Annotated in this window: 1 protein-coding gene; it reads right to left on the bottom strand. The window is 65.1% G+C overall.

Translation table 11 applies throughout. The features are described 5' to 3' along the window. Positions 1-221 (bottom strand): hypothetical protein (locus MJ797_RS09735; RefSeq protein WP_239333885.1); only part of this gene is annotated, 221 nt, incomplete at its 3' end. Between the last annotated feature and the right edge of the window lie 252 nt (positions 222-473).

Genomic DNA, 473 nt, shown 5'->3' on the forward strand with positions numbered 1-473 from the left:
GTGGTCTCCAGCAGCGTGCGCTGCAGTTCGCGGCCGTCCGTCTCGAGCGTCTTCTCCCGGTCGCCGTGATCCAGGGCGGCGGCGCCGTCGACCGCCCAGCCGATCAGCGAGGAGCACCGCTCGATCGGGCCCGCGAGCAGAGCGGCGGTCTCGGGGTCCAGCGGGACCCTGCTGCCGTCCTCGCTGACGTGCTCCACCGTCACCGTTACCGCAACCGCCACCGCAGGGCCTCCGCGACCTGTCTGGGACAAGGGCACCAACGTCACCCATGATCCCGCGAACTGGACGGCAGTCGACGATCCCTGCGACGCGGTTCCTCCCTGCCGCTGCTTCCCTCGGTCGGTCAACCAGCCCCTGACCAGCAACAATCACATCTGGTAGTGCCAGAAATATCCTGAAAGTCCAGACACGCCGAGGACATGATGCTTTGACTCTAATCAGACATAAATGACGCCTTCAGAAAAGACGCACCC

Origin of the sequence: Protofrankia sp. CiP3 (assembly GCF_917627345.1) — a bacterium.
Classification (GTDB): domain Bacteria; phylum Actinomycetota; class Actinomycetes; order Frankiales; family Frankiaceae; genus Protofrankia.